Genomic DNA, 20,034 nt, shown 5'->3' on the forward strand with positions numbered 1-20,034 from the left:
AAACGCTGGCCCTATCCTTTCTTGAAAAAGTAACCGTCACTTGATTATCCACCGCTGGCGGTTGCTACACACTTTCTGTCAGGAATGCGCTGGCGGTACGGATGAACATTCAATGGTCAGCCATGCGCTGACGGTCAGCAACCAGGGAACGCCAGTGCCTCTCCGCGCATATCTTAAAGGGCACGCGGTTGACACAGCATACGAATTGGAATGGGCTGAATTGCGAAACGGCGAATTGCTTGCCGCCGCCGAAAAGTACGGCTACCAACTTTTGGTGACGACCGATCAGAATCTCAAGCATCCGCAAAATCTGCGTAATAAAAAATTGGCAGTTCTGGTTCTGCTTTCTACCTCCTGGCGTCGCCTAATGTGCACGCGAAAACAATCGCGAAGACGATTGAGACCATGCAAACCGGAGCATACGTCGAATTCGATCCGGAATGATGAACCAATTCGCGCGCGCTGAATTTTCCGTTCGCCGCGACGCGCTCTCCACTGACTAACACCGCGCGCGGCGGAAACGCGGCGATGGCGCAGGGTGTAGCCGGTCACGGCGATGAGCACGAGGGTCGCGACGGGAGCGAGCGCGAGGAAAAGTGTGTATTGCATGGGGGCAGCTCAAAAGACCTGTCAGGTTCGCTCCACGAAAACCTGACAGGTCTTGTAACTCACAACCCGGCTTCCGCGCGAATCGCTTCCGCCTTGTCCATCCGTTCCCAGGGCGCGTCAATGTCGTGACGTCCAAAGTGTCCGTACGCCGCGGTCGGTTGATAGATCGGGCGGCGCAAATTCAAATCGCGAATGATCGCCGCGGGGCGCATGTCGAAATGCTTGTTCGCGAGCGCGACGATTTTTTCGTGCGGTACTTTTTCGGTGCCGAACGTTTCGACCATGACCGAAATCGGACGCGCGACGCCAATCGCGTACGCGACCTGAACCTCGAGGCGTTCGGCGAGTTCCGCCGCCACCAAATTTTTCGCGACGTAACGCGCCATGTACGCGCCCGAGCGATCCACCTTCGTCGGGTCTTTGCCGCTGAACGCGCCGCCGCCGTGTCGCGCGATGCCGCCGTACGTATCCACGATGATCTTGCGTCCGGTTAACCCCGCATCGCCAACGGGACCGCCGATGTTGAAACGACCGGTCGGGTTCACGTAGAATTTCGTTTTCGCATCGAGAAATTGCGCGGGAATGATCGGCTTGATCACGTGCTCGATCACATCGTCGCGAATTTTTTGCTGCGACACATTGTCGAGATGCTGGGTCGAGATGACGACCGCATCCACGCGCTTGGGTCTGCCGAACGCGTACTCGACCGTGACCTGGGATTTGCCGTCGGGTCCGAGGTACGGCAGAGCGCCGTTCTTGCGAACCGCCGCGAGTCGCTTGACGAGTTGATGCGCGAGCGCAATCGTCAGCGGCATGTACTCGGGCGTTTCGTTGCACGCGAAACCGATCATCATTCCTTGATCGCCCGCGCCGATCTTGTCAATCGGATCGCCGCCGCCGTCGCGCGTTTCGAGCGCGTCGTTCACGCCTTGCGCGATGTCGGGCGATTGTTTTTTGATCGCGGTGATAATGCCCGCGGTTTTCCAATCGAGCCAATACTTGGAATCGGTGTAACCGATTTTCTCAATCGTCCTTTGCACGATCTCGTACGGATTGAACGACGCGGTCGTTGTGATTTCACCCATCACCGCGACCAAACCGCCGCTTGCCGCCGTCTCGCACGCGACACGCCCCATCGGGTCTTGCGTGTAAATCGCATCGAGCACGCCGTCGGAAATTTGATCGCACACTTTATCGGGATGACCTTCCGTCACTGATTCGGACGTCAGAAACATTTGCGACGCAGCCATAAAAGTGGTACTCATTGATACTCCTTTTGATAAATTACCAATTACCATTGACCATTTTGTAATTGGTAATTGGTAATTTTTACGTGCCTTCTTCCCACGACGAAAGGTACGCTTCTTGCTCGGGCGTGAGTTTGTCAATCGTGATGCCCATTGCTTCGAGTTTGAGCCGCGCGATTTCCTTGTCAATGTCGCTTGGCACGGCGAAAACGCTCTTAGGCAACTCGCCTTGATGCTTGACGAGGTACTCGGCGCTCAACGCTTGATTCGCGAACGACATATCCATCACGGACGAGGGATGCCCTTCCGCCGCGGCGAGATTCACGAGGCGACCTTCGGCGAGCAAGTTGATGCGGCGACCATCGGACAGCACGTACTGATCCACGAATTCGCGCGGGCGGCGTTTCTCGACCATGATTTTTTCGAGTTGCGGGATGTTGATCTCGACGTTAAAGTGACCCGAGTTGGAAATGATCGCGCCGTCTTTCATCAACGGGAAATGGCGCGCGTCAATGACATTCTTGTCGCCAGTCGCGGTGACGAAAATGTCGCCGATCTTGGCGGCTTGTTCCATCGTCATCACTTCAAATCCGTCCATCACCGCTTCGAGCGCGCGGAGCGGATCCACTTCGGTGACAACCGTGCGCGCGCCCAAGCCGCGTCCGCGACTCGCGATGCCGCGCGAGCACCAGCCGTACCCGCCGACGACGAACACTTTGCCGGCGAACAAGGTGTTCGTCGCGCGAATGATGCCGTCGAGCGTGGATTGCCCAGTGCCATAACGATTATCGAAAAAATGTTTCGTCATCGCGTCGTTGACCGCGACGACCGGATATTTGAGCGCGCCGTCCTTCGCCATCGCGCGCAAGCGAATGACGCCCGTCGTCGTTTCTTCGGTGCCGCCGATCACACCCGGCAACAAATCGGTGCGTTCCTTGTGCAACGTCGAGAGCAAGTCCGCGCCGTCGTCCATCGTCATGTTCGGCGCGATGTCGAGCGCGCTGTGCAAGTGGCGATAGTACGTCGCATTGTCCTCGCCCTTGACCGCGTACACCGGCACTTCGAAATGCGCGACGAGCGCCGCGGCAGTGTCGTCCTGGGTCGAGAGTGGATTCGACGCGGCAAGCACGACTTCCGCGCCGCCCGCGACAAGCGTCCACATCAAGTTCGCGGTCTCGGTCGTCACGTGCAAACACGCCGCGATTTTCAAACCCTTGAGCGGGCGCTCTTTTTCAAAGCGCGCGCGAATCTGTCGTAGGACCGGCATATCGTTTTCCGCCCATTGAATACGGAAACGTCCTTTGTCGGCGAGCGACATGTCTTTCACATCGTAATCACGTTTTGCCATTCGTTATCTCCTCGTCTTGGAATTTCGAAAATTTCCCTCAGTTCCCTTATTCCCTCAGTTCCCTTGTTTCCGTTACCAGGGAACTGAGGGAACTGAGGGAAACGAAGGAAACACCTACAACTCAACTGCTTCTCCGAACGCTTCGCGATAGCGCGCGGTAAATTCCTGCAAATCGTATTTGTGATTTTGCGTGCCGTACTCTTCGAGCACGTACGTCGCGGCGAGACTGCCCAGCCGTCCGACCGTTTCCCAGGGCAATCGCTTGAGATAGCCCTTGATGATGCCAGCGCGGTACGCATCGCCGACGCCGGTTGGGTCGGCTTGGCGGCGCGCGGGCACGATGGGTACGGTGATGGTCGTGTTGTCAGCGTGGATGTGCGAACCTTTTTCGCCCAGCGTAACGATCAGCGTTTGCGTTTCGTGCGCGACGCGCTGATCCGTCCACCCCGTTTTGTTTTTCAGCATCTCGAATTCGTACTCGTTCACGATCGTCATCGTCGAGCCGCGCACGCCCTCGGCGAGTTCGTCGCCGTTCAAGCGAATGATCTGCTGGCTCGGATCGTAGATGTACGCGAGACCCAGTTCCTTGCACTCGCGCGCGTATTGCACCATCGCGCGCGGATCGTTCGGCGAAATGACGACGAGATCAATCTTGCCGGGCGCGTGTTGCTTGAACGAAAGCGTATGCGCGTGCGCCATCGCGCCGGTGTAAAACATCGCGATTTGATTCTGCTTGCCGTCGGTGCTGACGAAAAACGACGCCGTGAAATCGTCCGGAATCGCGATGATCGCGCGCGTGTCCACGTGGTTTTCTTCGAGCCACGCGCGGTAATCGGAAAAATCCTGCCCGACCGTCGCCATGATCCTGGGTCGCTCGCCGAGCAACGCGAGGTTGTACGCGATGTTCGTCGCGACGCCGCCGCGCTGTTTCTTCATCGAGTCCACGAGGAACGAAACCGACAGATTCGCAATCTTGTCCGGCAAAATGTGGTCGTGGAAATAGCCGGGGAATTGCATGATGTAATCGTACGCGATGGAACCGGTGATGAGTACACTCATAATTGCTCCAGAGTTCACCTAGTCTTTTGACGGCAGGTGATTTATAAAAAATTCCAAATCACTTTTGGTTTGTGACCAAACTTGATCAACCAAAACCACCAATTTTTGCAACTCGTTCCAATCAATAAAGAACGATTAAGAATGGCGATAGAAATGACGAAAGCCCATATAGTCGCCCAATCGCTTTGCAGTTTCCGGCGGAATGACTGCGCCGCGACGAGGATTCGGTTTTGTCATTTGCACCAAGAGATCGCGATGCGATTGATTGCCGGTTGGTACATTCTGGTCAACCTGTTTTGCCACGATCAAAAAGATATTTTCGACGCCATTGTAAAACGAGTGCAAGACGGAGGCGACTGCCGCAATTTCAACTGTGTCCGGCTGGCGTTGTTGGACGCGCGTCAATAGTTCGATGTACACCCCGAATAGCTTGTCAATCTGCGCTGTCTCAAAAGTGATTTGGGCAATCGCGCGCTCAACTGATTCGGACAAGTGCGCCCTCCTCTTGCAACCGATTCGCAAATGCGTCGGACGAATCCAAGTTGACGAGATCAACTGGATGTTCAAGCTCAATCAGCAATTGTCCCAGGATGTGAAAGAATTGACCGGGCGGACAACCGCGCACGGCTAAATCGAGGTCAGAATCCGGTCGAACATTTCCGCGAGCGGCAGAGCCAAACAAGAATACTTCCGCGCAACCCGATGTTTTGAGAATGTTGATCGCACGACGAATATCCGGTTCGAGTTGTTCGGCGTGAATTAAATTTTCATTCATCATCGCATTGCCTCGCATTTCTACGAGAATTCTTGTCTTCACATGATCTTGCGTAAATTCTCGACAAACGGCGGACGCACGACGCCGCGCTCTGTGACCAGCGCGGTGATGTACTTGTTCGGTGTCACATCGAATGCTGGGTTGCCCACATGCACTCCGTCTGGCGCGATGGGTATGCCTTCGATGTGCGTGACCTCGCGCGCGTCGCGCTCTTCAATCGGAATCAAATCGCCGTGCGCCAAATTCATATCAATCGTCGAGGTCGGCATCACCGCATAGAATGGCACGCCGTTCTCGTGCGCGACGACCGCGACTTTGTACGTGCCGACCTTGTTCGCCACGTCGCCGTTCGCCGCCACGCGATCCGAGCCGACGAAGCATTTTTGAATTTTGCCGGCGCGCATATAGTGACCAGCGGCATTGTCGGCGATGAGCGTCATCGGTACGCCGGCTTGGGTCAATTCCCAGGCGGTCAAACGCGCGCCTTGCAAACGCGGGCGCGTTTCATCAACAAGCACGTGGATTTTTTTGCCTTGCTTGTGCGCCTCGATAATGACACCCAGCGCGGTACCGACATCAACGGTTGCCAGCGCGCCAGCATTGCAATGGGTCAACACCGTGTCGCCGTCGTTGATGAGCGCCGCGCCGTGCTTTGCCATCGCGGTGTTGATCGCGATATCTGCCTCGGCAATCTTTTGCGCTTCCGCGACAACAAAATCGCGCAAACCGTTCGCGTCGAGATTCGTCGCGCGCGCCGCGCGCATCACGCGATCGAGCGCCCACATCAGATTGACCGCGGTCGGTCGCGTGACGCGCAACACTTGGTCCGCCGCGTCGAGATCGCGTAACAATTCGTCGCGGGTCGTCGCTGGTGATTCGAGCGCGGCGAGCGCGAGTCCGAACGCCGCCGCCGCGCCAATCGCCGGCGCGCCGCGAATCGTCATATCTTTGATCGCGTGCGCAACCGCGCGATAATCGCGGCATTCGACAATTTCAAACTGACGCGGCAATTTGCGTTGGTCAATCATTTTGACGACACTGCCGATCATTTCAATCGTTCGCATCCAACCCCCACCTGACCTCCCCCGTACACAGGGGAGGAGTTGGCAAAAAAAAATCTCTCCACGAAAGAGAGAGAATAACAAAACGCGCTTCTCATCTCCCAAGCCAGAATCGGCGGCTTGCCGGAATTGGCACCTTGTTTGGTAATTGGTAAATGGTAATTACTACTTACCACTTACGTTTCACCGCACCGGTTGCCGAGGTTTCACAGGGCCGGTCCCTCCACCTCTCTGGATGAGTGTCCAGTAGTATTCAGTTGCGGCAAGTTTATAGCACAAGCGAAATGTTTTGTCAATTTGAAACGCGCAACTCAACGGCGCAAAAACCGGCGTTCCAATTCTGCGAGCGAGATCGCGACGAACGCGGGACGACCGTGCGGGCACGTCGCGGGCGAATAAATCGCGAGCAATTCGTCGAGCAGGGCTTGTTGTTGCGCGAGGTCGAGCGCGTCGCCGGCTTTGAGCGCGCTGAGGCACGCGCATTTCGACGCGAGTTTATCGCGCAACGCATCGCCATCGAGCGCGCGATACTTGTCGTGCTCTTGCAACAACGCGGACAGAAATTCGTTTGCCGGCACGCGCACAAATTCCGGCAACGCGTTCACGCGAAACGTGTTCGCGCCGAACGGCTCGAGGTCAATACCGAGCGCACGGTACGTGTCGAAGTGCGCGATGAGCAACTCGGATTCGCGGGGCATCACCTGAATGTGCGCCGATTTTGAATTTTGAATTTTGAATTCCGAATTCGAAATTCGAAGTTCGAAATTCGTGAGCCGTTCAAAATAGATTTGCTCCTGCGCCGCGTGTTGATCTACAATCACCATCCCATCCTGGGTTTGCGCGAGCAAGTACGTGTTGTGAACTTGTCCGAGCGCGCGCCAGTTGCTCAAATACTCGGCACGCGCTTCGCGCATAGTTCCCTCATTTCCCTTATTTCCCTCTGCGTCCGCGAATGACCAATCACCGGGAATGGAAGAAACTGAGGGAATTAAGGGAAATTCGCGCGTTGCTTGCTCGACGGATTGTTGCACCGCGCCGTAAATCGCGCGCTCTTGGTAGAAACGCACTTCGGCTTTGCGCGGATGCACGTTCACATCCACAAGTTGCGGATCGAGTTCGATGTGAATGACCGCGAGTGGATGACGACCGGGCGGCAAGCGTCCGGCGAAAGGTCGTTCGAGCATCACCGCGAGCAAGCCGGAGCGAATCGGGCGACCGTTCACAAAAAAGTTTTGCCACTCGCGGCTCGCGCGCGCGAGCGACGAACGCGACACAAAACCGCGCACGCGCAAATCCACGCTCGTGTAATTGACCTCGATCATTTCACCGGCAAGGTCTCGTCCCCACGCCGCGCCGATGCGTTCAACCGGCGTCGCCGCTGGCATAACCACATTTTCGCGTCCGTCCACGATCAAGCGAAACGCGATGTGCGGGTACGCGAGCGCGTACTGCACAATCGTTTTCTGAATCAACTCGGTTTCGCGGAACGGCGATTTCAAAAACTTGCGCCGCGCGGGTGCGTTGTAAAACAGATTGCGAACAACGACCTGGGTTCCAATCGGCGCGCCCGCAACCTCGGTTTCGACTTTGCCATCCGTGACGCGTATGCGCGTGCCTTCGATGTCATCCTTGGCGCGCGTGAGAATTTCGAGTTGCGCCATCGCCGCGATCGAGGGCAGCGCCTCCCCGCGAAAACCGAGTGTCTTGATCGCGCGCAAATCCGCGTCCGTCGCGATCTTGCTCGTCGCAAAACGTTCGACCGCGAGCGTGGCATCGTCGCGCGACATGCCAATGCCGTTATCGCTCACGCGCATCAGTGCGACACCGCCCTCGCGAATCTCAATCGAGACCGCGCTCGCGCTCGCGTCAATCGCGTTTTCGATCAACTCTTTCACGACCGAGGCAGGACGCTCGACGACTTCGCCCGCGGCGATGCGTTCGGCGAGGGATTTATCAAGGACGTGGATGCGTTGCGCGCTCATTCTGCTTGACGCCAGTTTTCCAATCTTAGCGGGTATCCCAGTTTCTGGATACGTTGATAGTGATCCATATTTCCCGTCACTAATGTCAACCTGTGCTGGATCGCGATAGCGGCGATCATCGGATCCGCGCGCCCAACCGTTTGTCCAGTCCGGTCCAAATCGCCGTAAATCCGTCCAGCGGTTTCGGCGCATGATTGATCGAACGCTAACACATCGCTGGATTTGATGTTCGTCAGAAATTTTTTTATCGCGTCAGCGCGACTGACCTGATGAAAACCTTTGACAATTTCCATTACCGTGATTGCCGAAATTGTGAGACGTGCGTGTTCGGCTTGATACTGTTTCGCGCGTTCGACGACGAGCGGATTTTTGGCTTTGAGGATCTCTGAGAGTATGTCGGTGTCAAGCAAGGATGGCTCCACGATTACCTCGTTACCCGCAAGGGTGTTTTTTCTCTCAGTTCCAACGCTCTTTCGGTGATGGAGTCAATCAATTCTGCGTCATCCGAAAATAACCCCACGAGCGAATGGTGGCGCGGAGAAGGTTTTAAATACGCACGAATTGCGTCTGCCGCTAGTTCGGCTTCGGTTTTCCGTTTTTGTTCAGCCGCGCGCTTGAGCGCGCGATAGACACTTGCCGGCAACACAATTTTGATACCAAATGAATGGCTCATTTTACGACTCCATTGACAATCCTCACTGGAATTATTCTAGCACTACCGAATGTTTTTGCAAAGTGGTTCCGCCCGCGCCATACGCTATTCGCAATTCGCCATCCGCAACAATTCCTGCAATTGCTCCGGCGAACCGAGCGCGAGGATTTGCATGTTCGCTTGCAGAATCATTTCCGCGTTCGGCGCGATGCGCGTCCTGGCGTTCGGCAATTTACACGCGAGCACGGTGACGCCGACGCGCTCGGTAAGCTGTGCTTGCGCGAGCGTCTTGCCGACGAGCGGTGAGGTCGGCGCGATGACCACTTGCTCGATCAACAATTCTTCGTTGCCGACGTGCGCGACCTCGTCGAGAAAATCGGCGACGGCGGGGCGCACGAGCGTCGTCACCATGCGCCGCCCGGCGATGCGGTACGGCGAGATGACGTGATTCGCCCCGGCGCGCAACAATTTCGATTCCGATGCTTCGTAATTCGCGCGCGCGATGATTTCCAAATCGGTGCGAATGCCGCGCGCGGTCAACACGATGAACACATTCTCTGCGTCTGAGTTCACCGCGACTACAAGCGCACGCGCGCGTTCGATGCCGGCTTGTTTCAAAATCGTCTCGTCCGCCGCGTTGCCATGCAAGGCAACGTGACCCAACTCGCGCACATGCGCGATGATCTCGGCGCTAGGATCAATCACGACGAACGGCATCTTCTCGGCAAGCAAGGTATGCACGACGTGTCGTCCGACGCGTCCGTACCCGCAAACGATCGTGTGATTTTTCAATTGCTCCAACATGCGCCGCTCCCTTTGGTGTTCCAGTCGTTCGCGCCATTCGCCGGACACGATCAAATTCGTGATGATGCTCGCGGTGTAGAATGTGATCGTCGCCGCGGATGCAATCAAGCCCATCGTGAACACGCGTCCCGCCGGCGAGAGCGGATGCAGTTCGCCAAAGCCGACGGTGCTGATCGTGATGACGGTCATGTACAACGCGCTGAGCGGGTCCATCGCTTCGAGGACGACAAAGCCGGTGGTGCCGACGACAAGCACGAGCACCGACGCAACGAGCGCGAGCCAGAACCGGTGTGTGATTGACGAGCGCGGGTGAGTGCTCATAGATTGCAGATTTTAGATTTTAGATTTCTGATTTGCAAAAACAGTATCCAGCTATCCGCTGTGCAACAATGTTTTGTAAGGTTGGTATCATTAGCAGAAACGCGACGGTAAATACGGCTAATCCACCGACAAGTCCGACCAGGATCGCGTTCTTGAATCGAGGTGCGATTCTTCGTTGAGCAATCCAGTGCGCCAACGCTAGCGTCGACAAGATGGGTTCTGCTAAAAAGATTGGATCGGTGACGTACGCCAAGAAGCCGCCTTCGAGAACGCGGACAGCGAATGGCGCGACAAACACGCGGAGCGAAAGGGGATACAAGAGAGTTGTGCCATGTGCGATCACATCCAAAAGCAAATGTGACACGCCGCCGATTGCCGCGAGACCAACGAGTGTTTGGAAATAATGCCAACGACCGATTCGACGTAACAACAACCAACCTAACACGATTGCACTGTGAACAAAGATACTATGTGTCCAAAGTGTACTGTGATTGAAGAATCCGCGAAACAGCCCGTTGTAGATGACATCCAAATCCGGCGCGAATGTACTGAAGATCGCAGCGCTCCAAAGCGCAACGCGCCGATTGTGGCTCCACTCTGGATGCCACTGCGATTGCGAGTGAACTGCGGCAAAGTAACCGGGAACGAGATGGGCTGCTAACATTGTTCACCTATGTCTCGCGTCACTCTGGTCGCTTTGATTGCGTCACGATTTTTCCATTTCTTCAACACAACCGGCTCTATCTTTTCGCCGAGCCACAGAATTATCTTGTAGTAATCATCACCTTTCAGTCCATCTTCGCTAATCTTATCGAGATTAGCATAATAGATTCTTGCTCTGTACGTACCCGGAGCCATATTGATTCTTGGGGCGTCCGGGGGGAAGTCGGTACAACCCATAATAACGATTTCCTCTGCAGGAACATCTATGCTACAGTCAGCGATATGATCCCAAGCATCGCAATTCGGTTCTGGTTCTTGAGCATGTATTTCTATCGTCACTGGCACTGTTGAAGTTCTTACCGTACTGACAGCAATTCCGCCGGGCACAACCGCCAACATATTTTCCACAGTCTGCTTATCCCAAGAGTCGGAGAAATCTCCTTGTGACTCCGCATCTATCAGGTAAATTTGGGAATAATCAGCAAAAAGATCAAACGCGTGTTTTTCCATGACTTGATCCTTGAATTGAGATCTTGACTACTCGACCACCTGACTATCCGACTTGATTTTGATTTGCATCGCATTCAACAAATTCAACGCCTGCACCGGCGTCATGTTCGCAATGTCCACATCCGCAATCTGTCGCAACACCTCGCGCCACATTTCCGCGCGCGCGTCGTACACGGCACGTTCCTCGCGAACAACCGACGGATGACCGACGACGGATGACGGAACCAGATTGTCTTCCGTCCGCCGTCCGCCGTCCTCCGTCTCGCGTTCCGATTCCAGCCGCGCTAACACCCCCTCCGCGCGCTCCACCACGCGCCCCGGCAACCCCGCCAACCGCGCGACGTGAATGCCAAAACTTTTTTCCGCGCCGCCCGCGATGACTTGACGCAAGAAGATCACTTCGCTCCCTTGCTCCTTGACCGCCATCGTAAAATTCTTGATCGCCTCGCTCTGCGATTCGAGTTGCGTCAGTTCGTGATAGTGTGTCGCGAACAAGGTTTTCGCGCCGACGATGTTGTGAATCTCTTCCGCGATTGCCCACGCGAGCGAGATGCCATCGTAGGTCGAAGTGCCGCGCCCCACTTCATCGAGCACGATGAGCGAACGCGGCGTGGCGTGGCGCAAAATGTGGCTCGTCTCGCTCATCTCGACGAGAAACGTCGAGCGACCTTGCGCGATGTCGTCACTCGCGCCGACGCGCGTAAAGATGCGGTCGGTCAATGCGATGCGCGCGAAACTCGCCGGGACGAAACTGCCGATCTGCGCCATCAACACGATGAGCGCGACCTGGCGCACGAACACGCTCTTGCCCGACATGTTCGGTCCGGTGAGAATGATCACGCGTTGCGCTTCGTGGTCGAGCCGCGCGTCGTTTGGGACGAACGTCTCGTCATCGCGCAAAAATCGCTCGACAACGGGGTGACGCCCCTCGCGAATCTCGATCAGGTCGCCATCGTCCACGTTTGGCTTGACGTAGTTGTATCGCGCGGCGACCTCAGCGAACGCCGACAACGCATCGAGTTGCGCGAGGATGCGCGCGGCGGTTTGCAAACGCGCCGCGTGCGCGGCAACCTCGCGGCGCACTTGCGCGAACAAATCGTACTCCAAATCGTTGCTGCGATCCTGGGTCGCGAGGATGTGCGTCTCTTGCGATTTGAGTTCGGGTGTGACATAGCGTTCCGCGTGCGTGATCGTCGCGCGGCGTTCGTAATTCTTTGGGATCAAATGTCCCTGACTGCGCGGCACTTCGATAAAAAATCCAAACACTTCGTTGTAGCGCACGCGCAAATTCTTGATGCCGGTTTTCTTGCGTTCCTTCTCTTCGAGTTCCGCAAGCCAGGTCTTGCCGTGCGTCGCGCTTGCGCGCAATTCGTCGAGCGTCGCATCGTAACCCGATTTGATCAGCCCGCCTTCCTTGATAAAAATCGGCGGATCATCCACAAGCGCGCGGTCAATCAACGCGGCGATGTCGGGACATTCATCGAGGTCGTTTGCCAATCGGGCAAGTAGGGGCGAGGCATTCGCAGAATCAAATTCCGAACGCGATTCCGTCTTCTCATCACGAATATGTTCACCCGACATTCGCGATTTGGCGAATGCCTCGCCCCTACCGACCAACTGCGATTTTATTTTCGGCAAGCGCATCAACGCGCGTTTCAAGCCGATCAAATCGCGCGCGTTCGCGTTGCCGAACCCGATCCGTCCGACGAGTCGCTCGACATCGTACAATCCATCGAGCAATTTGCGAATGTCGCCGCGCAAGAACGCATCGCGATGCAATTCGTCCACGGCATCGAGTCGCGCGTGAATCTGTGCGAGGTCGAGGAGCGGTTGCGTGATCCAACGCTTGAGCAAGCGCGCACCCATCGCGGTGACGGTGTGATCGAGTACGCCGAACAAACTGCGCGCGGTGGCAACCCTCACCCCACCCTCTCCCTGAAAGGGCGAGGGAGAAATCGGCGCGGTCAATTCCAAATTGCGACGCGTTGCGGCATCGAGCGTCATGTAATCCGCGAGCGAGTACGTCCAGAGATGTTTGAGGTGTTGTAGGGGCGGCGTCGTGCCGCCCGTTGTCGGTTGGTTTGTTTTCAAGTATTGCAACGCGAGATTCGCCGCGACCATCGCGAGCGGCAAATCATCGCAACCAAAACCGGCGAGCGTCGCCACATCGAAATGCGCGCACAACTCACGTCGCGCATCGTCGGCGTTGCTCACGCGATCATCCATCGGCGAAATGCGCGCCGGGCGAATCGCTTTCAAGCGCGCGATAAATTCTGCGTCGTTCGCAAGCGATTGCGGCAGAACGATTTCACTTGCCTGCACGCGCTGTAACTCGTCGAGTAATTTCTGCGTCGCATCGGCGTCCGCGCCTTGAATCTGGGTCGTCGCAAATTCGCCAGTGGAGATGTCAACGATAGACAAACCGAACGTGGTTTGTAGGGACGACGCATGCGTCGTCCCTACATCACGCACAATCCCCGCAAGATAATTATCACTCTTGGCGCGCAACAACGCATCCTCGACGACCGTCCCAGGTGTGATGACACGAATCACATCGCGCTTGACGAGCCGCTTGACCTTCTTCGGGTCTTCGAGTTGCTCGACGAGCGCAACTTTGTAACCCTTGTCAATGAGTTTCGCGATGTACGATTGGACGTGATGATGCGGCACGCCCGCCATCGGCAAGCGCACACCTTTCGCGAACGAGCGCGACGTCAGCACGAGTTCGAGTTCGCGCGCGGCAATTTTCGCATCGGTATCGAAGGTCTCGTAAAAATCGCCGAGACGAAACAGCACCATCGCATCGGGAAAGCGCGCTTTGATTTGCCGATACTGCGAGAGCATCGGCGTCAGTCTTTTCTCATCCATGTTGACTGTCATTATAAATGGATTGGCGCGTCTCGACAAGACACGCAATAAATTTAGGACGCGGATGAACGCAGATGAAAGAAAATTATCCGCGTTCATCCGCGTTCATCCGCGTCCTATCATTTTGATTCATCACAATATCTTCGCCAATCAAAAACTGAATGCAAAATCGTTGGGCAATTTTCCAAAATTGCCAAACAGAATCCGCGTTTGGCGAAGGTGTTGCTATCAATTACGGAAATTGAATCGTACTCAATGTAATCGCGTCGCCGCCGTTGACCGGCAAGCGCGTGACATCGCTCGCGCGATACAAACCGACGATCACGCGATACTCGCCGGGTGGCGCATCGCGCGGCAGTGTCAACGCGTACTCGTCCGCGACAATTTCGCCGGCGTCCCAAAGCGAGGTCGGGTACGCGCCGTGTTGCGGTTGATCGTCTTTTTGCGCGATGAGCTTGCCATTCGCATCAACGAGATGCACGAACACGGTGTAATCCTCGTCCAGCGATTTGAGCGCGCGCCAGAACAAGCGGACGCGCAGCGATTCACCCGCGTGCGCGTTCGGCGCGATGGCATAGCCGACCAACGCGACCTGATCCGCGAAATCGTACCGCACCGGATTTTCGATTTGGATTTGCGATTGCCCCGCGATTTTGAAACGCGCGACGTTCGGCGTGATGGCGTTGCCGCGCGGGTCACGCGCGGTCAGATTTTCGAGCGGCGCGCGGCGATAGAGCGTCACGTCTACGCGCGCACCTTGCGCCGTGCGCGCGTCGGATACGAGCGGCACGCGGTACTCGTCCACGACGATTTCGCCCGGTTGCCACACGCGTGTCGGATACAAGCCGCGACCGGAGAACGCATCCCAGCGTCCGACGACATTCCCATCTGAATCAATCAAGCGAATGCCCACCGAAAAATCTTCGCCCATCGTTTCGCGCGCGCGCCAGTAAAGCGTGATCGGCAACTCACCGCCGGGCGCGATGGATTTTTGTGCGAGTGCGTAACCAATCAACTCGGCTTGATTGTCGAAAATGATTTGCGTTTGATTCGGTACGCGGGACGCATCGGCAAAACGCGGCGGCAAGGTGTAGGTTGGCGCGATGAGAGTGAAGGGCGCGAGCAAGGAGAAAGCTAAAAGTAAAAAGGCGAAAGGCAAAAGTAAAACGTGATTCTGAATTCTGAATTCTGAATTCTGAATTCTGAATTGTCCCAGCCCGTACACGAACAACACCGCCAGCGCGCCAATCGCCGGAAAAATCAAACGTCCCTGCGACGCCATCGTGAGCCACGTCCAGCGAACGAGCGAGAGGTTGATGAGCACAAACCACAACGCGGGAATCGCGAGCAAACCCGGCAGCGCGCGCCGCCACACGCCAATCAACAAACCAACGAGCGCGAGCACGGTGAACGCATCGAGAATCGAATACACCCACTCGGGCGCGATGATGTTGACGCCGCCAAAGTTGCCCCAGAACGAAATGCGAAAACCCTGGAACTCGTTGAACAGACCAGTGATGGTCATTGGCGTTGGTCGCCCGCCGGCTATCGCCACCCACACATCGAACGCGGACGGATCGCCGTACAACATCCAGTTGCGCGCATACCACCAGAACGCGATGAGGACGACGAGCGCGGCGCAAATCAGACTGCCAATTATAATGGGACGCGGATTGCGTAGCACGCGGACGAGCGTAGAAATATATTTTCTATCCGCGTTCACACCTGCCCTTGCGGGCGATACAAGGGTCCGCGTTAATCCGCGTCCCAAAAGCAAATACACAAACACACACCCCGCGACGCCGAGTAAACCCAGGTTGCTGATTTTGGTCAGTGCGCCTAAGCCGAGCACGACGCCCAGGACGACGAATCGCCGCATCGTTACGCCGCGTGTGACGAGTCGCGCCATCAGCACCAGCGCCAGTGTCGCAAGCAGCGTCGCGAGATTGTCGTTGTTCACCGACGCGCTGATGAACAGGAACATTGGATTGAACGCGACGAACGCGGCGGCAAATGCGGCGAGTGTTTTGTCGTTTGTCATTGCGAGGAGCGATTTTTGCGACGCAGCAATCACCCCTCTCTCTCCCTCCCCTTGCCAAGGGGAGGGCTGGGGTGGGGTTGGGAATTGCTTCACCGCGGTGTGGCTCGCAATGACAAGCACAAGCGCGTACGTCAACGTGACGGTACCTGCTGACATCAAAATCGAGAGCAAGCGGATGAGGTGAACGGCGAGCGCGGTGTTGTGCCACGGAAAACTTTCCGCGCTTGTGTGCACGACGAGATTCTTGTTGCCGAAATCGAGTGGAATACCGATGCGCGCGTGCGGATTCAACCACAACCGGTCCGGCAAATCGCGCGTGTCAATCCAAAACGTCGCGAGCGCGTTGATCGCGTAATAGAGTGGCGGCTGTCCGCCCTCTTGTTCCCACAACGTTTTCACGTTCGGGTCTTGAATCGGCAAGCCGTGACCAGCCGCGAGATGTTGGACGAACGGGTAATGCCAAATCTCGTCGCCCGCTTCAAAGATTGGCGTGATGATCGAGTACGTCACGCCCAGCGCGATGAACGCGGCAAGAATCAACACGAGCGCGCGATGCTCGACCCAGGTTTTCGTCAGAGTACTCATTCAATCACCCAGATCGGCGCAACACGAATGTGATCGCCCATCGGTTCGCCGCTGGCGTTCAAAAGTTCGAGGCGGTGCATCGTCGTCAGATCGTACCAACCAAGCGCCAGCGAGTACTCGCCCGGCGGAACGTCCGCGTCTACCGGAATAACCATCCCGTCCGCCGTAGACTGATTCGCGCGCCATCGGCTGGTCGGCGATGCGCCATGTTGCGGTTGCGTATCTACGCCGGCGACGATCTGTCCGCGCGCGTCAATCAATTGAGCAAAGATTGTGTAATCGCGATTAATCGCGGCAGTCGCGCGCCAATACAACGACAGTCCAATCGCCTGCCCAGGTTTGACGCGAGGGTTGGCGAGTTCGAATTCCTCCAATTGGATCACTTGAAAGCGCGCCGGCAAATTCGGCGTGGTCGTCACCGAAAAGTTTTTTGCGACCGAAATAGATTGCCACCTGGTCTCATCGTCTTGATAAAAAATCCACGCGGCATGGTGCGCGGATAAACGCGCGGGCAGGTCAATATCCGTGCCGCTTGCGGAAACGCCGCGACCATAACGCAGAAACATCAAGCCGGAAATATACGGACTTTGCATCGGTGGGTTGAGAAAATACACTAACGTATCCGGCGGGAAAGTGGGGAACGCTTGAAAGATCGGACGAAACTGGGAACGTGTTTGCCGCGCCGTTCCTTCAAACGCGACCGCGCTTTCGGCAATCGTCGCGCTGTTCCACACCAACAATCCCGTGCCGATCAACGCGGCGAGTGGCATCATCCAACGCCGGCGCGTCAGCAATTCAAATGCGAGTCCAACACCGATTGCCGAACCCATCAGCGGCAAATACAAATAGCGCGCCGACGATGACAACACGACCGGAAAAGGCAGGATCGGCAATAGCGTAAGCAGGATCAGTGCGACGAGAAACAACCCGCGTCGTTCGCCGCGCAGAATCGTGACGGCGACCAGACCCAGGATGAGCGCGAGCCAAACATAATTAACCGGCGACGGCAAACCCCAGGGAAACGCGAGCGTCGCCGCGTGTTGCGCCAGTCCCAGCCAAATGTGTCCGCCCGCGCCGTACCCCAACGAATTTGTGAACAGACCGCGCGTCAATACATTCAGTTCGAGCAAGCCATAGAGCGCGCCGAGAAAGACGAACAACGCATAGCGGCGCGCCAAGCCGAACCACGTCGTCGGTTTCGCGCTGACCCAGCGATCGGCAAGGAACAGCGCGACCGGCAACGTCGCGCCGAGTTCTTTCGACAGCAGCGCGCCGATCAAGGTCAGCGTCGTGAACACAAACCAACGGCGGCGTCCGTCGGCAAGATATTCCAACCAGAGACGCAAGCTCAGTAAATAAAAAAACGACACGAGCGGATCCGCCACGCCGACCCAGAGTACGGCTAGACTGTCCACCGAGAGAACCGCGTAGACGAGCGCCGCGAGCAACGCCGGTCGCCAGCGGCGCGTGATCGCGCGCGCGAGTTCGAATAGCAAACACGCGTTGAGCAAATGCAAAACGAGTTGAAGGATGTGATGCCCGCGCGCATCATCGCGAAAAAGCAAATAACCGATCCACCATGCTAGTCCCTGCATCGGACGATACCAATGCCACTGCAATCGCGGATCAAAGTACGCGCCCAAGTAATCCGGAAAATCGAGTCGCCCGATGGCGTCGAGAAACGCATAGTCATCGGTCCAGAAACCGATGTTCAAACCAGGATGATAGACGATCAGACCCACCGCGACGATGACGATAAAGCAAATGATGATCCACCATCGCGACGAAATCAATGCCCCGCTCATTCAATCCCCTTCGACGACAATCGGCTCAATCGTCATCACCGATGTGTCCGTCAAACCGATAATGAGCCGATATGTGCCCGGCGCAAGCGATTGCGGGAGGACGATGGCTTGCGTACCCAGTTCGCGCGGCGACAGGGTTTGCGCGCGTTCGATCCGCGCGACTACGCGATTGTCCGGCGCGACCAGTTCCACGCGCGCGACCAATTCGCGCGGCTCGTTCGCGCGCCAGTACAGCAGCACCACAATCGGCTCGCCGCGTTTCACGCGCGCCCGCGCGAGTTCGTACGCTTCGAGTTGCATCCCGTCGCCGGATGGAACCGGCAACGCGCGCGTCGCGCGAACCGTAATTTCTTTTTCGACGCGCTGCTCTTTTTGATCGCCTTGCGCGTTCCAGTAAACCACATACGCGTCCGCGTGGTCGCGCAAGTTCGCCGGGCGACCCGAGTCGGTTGCCCCGGCAAACGCGCGCGTACCGTACTGCCACAAAAACATCCCCGATAAATTCGGACCTGGCACCGGCGGATTGATGAAATAAAAGTACGTGTCGTCCGGCAAAGTCGGATGCGCTTGGCGCACATTGCGGAACGGCACGCGCGCGACGCGTCCATCTTCCGCGTACTGCGCCGCCGCATCCGCGATGTTCACGCAACCCCACGCGGCAACGAGCACAAGCAAAGCGAGTGTCAGCCGACGCGGCAACCGTTGCGCGAGCCATTCGAATGCAAGCGCGCACAGAATCGCGGACGCGACCAGCGACAAGTACAAAAAGCGCGGCGCAACAAATGGAAACGGCGCGACCGGCAAAATCGCCATCACCGCGCCGGCGACGAGCGGCACGAGCACAAATCGTTTTCTTGCGATGACCAAGTACGCAAGCAACACGATCACAATCACAAGCCACAAGTAACTGAATGGCGGCGCGAACACCCAGGGGAACGCGAGCATACTCAGATAATCCGCGAGGTTCTGCGCGATTTGCGCGCCCGCCGAGTACCCCTCGCGATTCACAAACACACTGCGCCGCGTCACGATCCACTCGATCATCCCGAACGGAATCAACGCGAGGACGAACAGCGCGTATCGCCGCGCGAGTTGCGCGAGCGATGCCGGTCGCGCAACGTGAAAACGATCCAGCAAAAACAACGTCACCGGCAGAGTCACGCCCAGCTCTTTCGAAAAGAGCGCCAGCAAGAACGCGATGAACGCCAACACGTAATCGCGCACGCGTTCCTCGCGCAGGTACGCAAGCCAGAACCAAATCGCCGTGAGATAAAAAAATGTTTCGAGTGAATCAATCACGCCCGCCCAAAACACGGCGAGCGCGGCGGTCGGCAGAGTGGCGAACACGAGCGCGGCGACAAATCCGACGCGCGCGTTGCGCGTTTCGCGCTGCACGAGCGCGAACAGAAGCAGAACATTCGCGAGGTGAATGACGACGTTGACCGCGTGATAGCCGAGTGGATTCGTACCGAACATCGTGTAACCGATACGCCAAAGCACACCTTGCACGGGGCGAAACCACGCGGTCTGCGCGTTCGGATCAATGTACTTGACGAGGTAATCGGCGAGACTCAAACGTCCGGCGAGATCGTAGAAAATCCAGTCGTCGCCGTAAAATCCCAGTTGCAACGCGGAAGCGTACGCGAGCAAGACCGTCGCCGCAAGCGCGAACATTGCAAGCGGAAATTTAGATCGCGCGAGCAT

The 20,034-nt window shown here is 56.7% G+C and carries 15 protein-coding genes and 1 riboswitch; all 15 genes read right to left on the reverse strand.

Annotated features, from left to right (window positions below):
* Positions 1 to 668 precede the first annotated feature (668 nt).
* The 15 genes from HY868_23460 to HY868_23530 all read right to left on the reverse strand — a co-directional run bounded on the left by HY868_23460 (position 669) and on the right by HY868_23530 (position 20,034).
* Positions 669 to 1,874, reverse strand: coding sequence for a methionine adenosyltransferase (locus HY868_23460; protein MBI5305109.1), 1,206 nt, complete (start codon positions 1,872 to 1,874; stop codon positions 669 to 671).
* A 64-nt stretch (positions 1,875 to 1,938) separates the two neighbouring features.
* Complete coding sequence (locus HY868_23465) at positions 1,939 to 3,204, reverse strand: adenosylhomocysteinase (protein MBI5305110.1); 1,266 nt, start codon at positions 3,202 to 3,204, stop codon at positions 1,939 to 1,941.
* A 114-nt stretch (positions 3,205 to 3,318) separates the two neighbouring features.
* Positions 3,319 to 4,263, reverse strand: a complete 945-nt coding sequence (locus HY868_23470) for a carbohydrate kinase family protein (protein ID MBI5305111.1) — start codon at positions 4,261 to 4,263, stop codon at positions 3,319 to 3,321.
* A 135-nt stretch (positions 4,264 to 4,398) separates the two neighbouring features.
* Positions 4,399 to 4,755: a hypothetical protein gene (locus HY868_23475; protein ID MBI5305112.1), complete on the reverse strand. Its 357-nt coding sequence runs from the start codon at positions 4,753 to 4,755 to the stop codon at positions 4,399 to 4,401.
* Positions 4,739 to 5,038 (reverse strand): nucleotidyltransferase domain-containing protein, encoded by a 300-nt coding sequence (locus HY868_23480; GenBank protein MBI5305113.1) that lies wholly within the window; start codon positions 5,036 to 5,038, stop codon positions 4,739 to 4,741. Before HY868_23480 ends, HY868_23475 begins: the two co-directional genes overlap by 17 nt.
* A gap of 38 nt (positions 5,039 to 5,076) precedes the next feature.
* Positions 5,077 to 6,102: an S-methyl-5-thioribose-1-phosphate isomerase gene (gene mtnA / locus HY868_23485; GenBank protein MBI5305114.1), complete on the reverse strand. Its 1,026-nt coding sequence runs from the start codon at positions 6,100 to 6,102 to the stop codon at positions 5,077 to 5,079.
* 88 nt (positions 6,103 to 6,190) lie between these two features.
* Positions 6,191 to 6,341, reverse strand: a riboswitch (SAM riboswitch).
* Positions 6,342 to 6,410: 69 nt separating this feature from the next.
* On the reverse strand, positions 6,411 to 8,081 hold the full coding sequence (gene mutL, locus HY868_23490) for a DNA mismatch repair endonuclease MutL (GenBank protein MBI5305115.1): 1,671 nt from the start codon (positions 8,079 to 8,081) through the stop codon (positions 6,411 to 6,413).
* Complete coding sequence (locus HY868_23495) at positions 8,078 to 8,503, reverse strand: type II toxin-antitoxin system VapC family toxin (protein ID MBI5305116.1); 426 nt, start codon at positions 8,501 to 8,503, stop codon at positions 8,078 to 8,080. The genes mutL and HY868_23495 overlap by 4 nt, the downstream gene beginning before the upstream one ends.
* 335 nt (positions 8,504 to 8,838) lie before the next feature.
* Positions 8,839 to 9,858: a potassium channel protein gene (locus tag HY868_23500; GenBank protein ID MBI5305117.1), complete on the reverse strand. Its 1,020-nt coding sequence runs from the start codon at positions 9,856 to 9,858 to the stop codon at positions 8,839 to 8,841.
* A gap of 19 nt (positions 9,859 to 9,877) precedes the next feature.
* Positions 9,878 to 10,522: a hypothetical protein gene (locus tag HY868_23505; protein MBI5305118.1), complete on the reverse strand. Its 645-nt coding sequence runs from the start codon at positions 10,520 to 10,522 to the stop codon at positions 9,878 to 9,880.
* Positions 10,516 to 11,031: a hypothetical protein gene (locus HY868_23510; GenBank protein ID MBI5305119.1), complete on the reverse strand. Its 516-nt coding sequence runs from the start codon at positions 11,029 to 11,031 to the stop codon at positions 10,516 to 10,518. The genes HY868_23505 and HY868_23510 overlap by 7 nt, the downstream gene beginning before the upstream one ends.
* 27 nt (positions 11,032 to 11,058) lie before the next feature.
* Positions 11,059 to 13,899, reverse strand: a complete 2,841-nt coding sequence (gene mutS / locus HY868_23515; protein MBI5305120.1) for a DNA mismatch repair protein MutS — start codon at positions 13,897 to 13,899, stop codon at positions 11,059 to 11,061.
* Between the two features lie 232 nt (positions 13,900 to 14,131).
* Positions 14,132 to 16,525 carry a glycosyltransferase family 39 protein gene (locus tag HY868_23520; GenBank protein MBI5305121.1) on the reverse strand — a complete coding sequence of 798 codons (2,394 nt, stop codon included), beginning with the start codon at positions 16,523 to 16,525 and terminating at the stop codon, positions 14,132 to 14,134.
* Positions 16,522 to 18,330 (reverse strand): glycosyltransferase family 39 protein, encoded by a 1,809-nt coding sequence (locus HY868_23525; protein MBI5305122.1) that lies wholly within the window; start codon positions 18,328 to 18,330, stop codon positions 16,522 to 16,524. Before HY868_23525 ends, HY868_23520 begins: the two co-directional genes overlap by 4 nt.
* Positions 18,331 to 20,034 carry a glycosyltransferase family 39 protein gene (locus tag HY868_23530; GenBank protein MBI5305123.1) on the reverse strand — a complete coding sequence of 568 codons (1,704 nt, stop codon included), beginning with the start codon at positions 20,032 to 20,034 and terminating at the stop codon, positions 18,331 to 18,333.

Source organism: Chloroflexota bacterium, assembly GCA_016219275.1.
GTDB lineage: Bacteria > Chloroflexota > Anaerolineae > UBA4142 > UBA4142 > JACRBM01.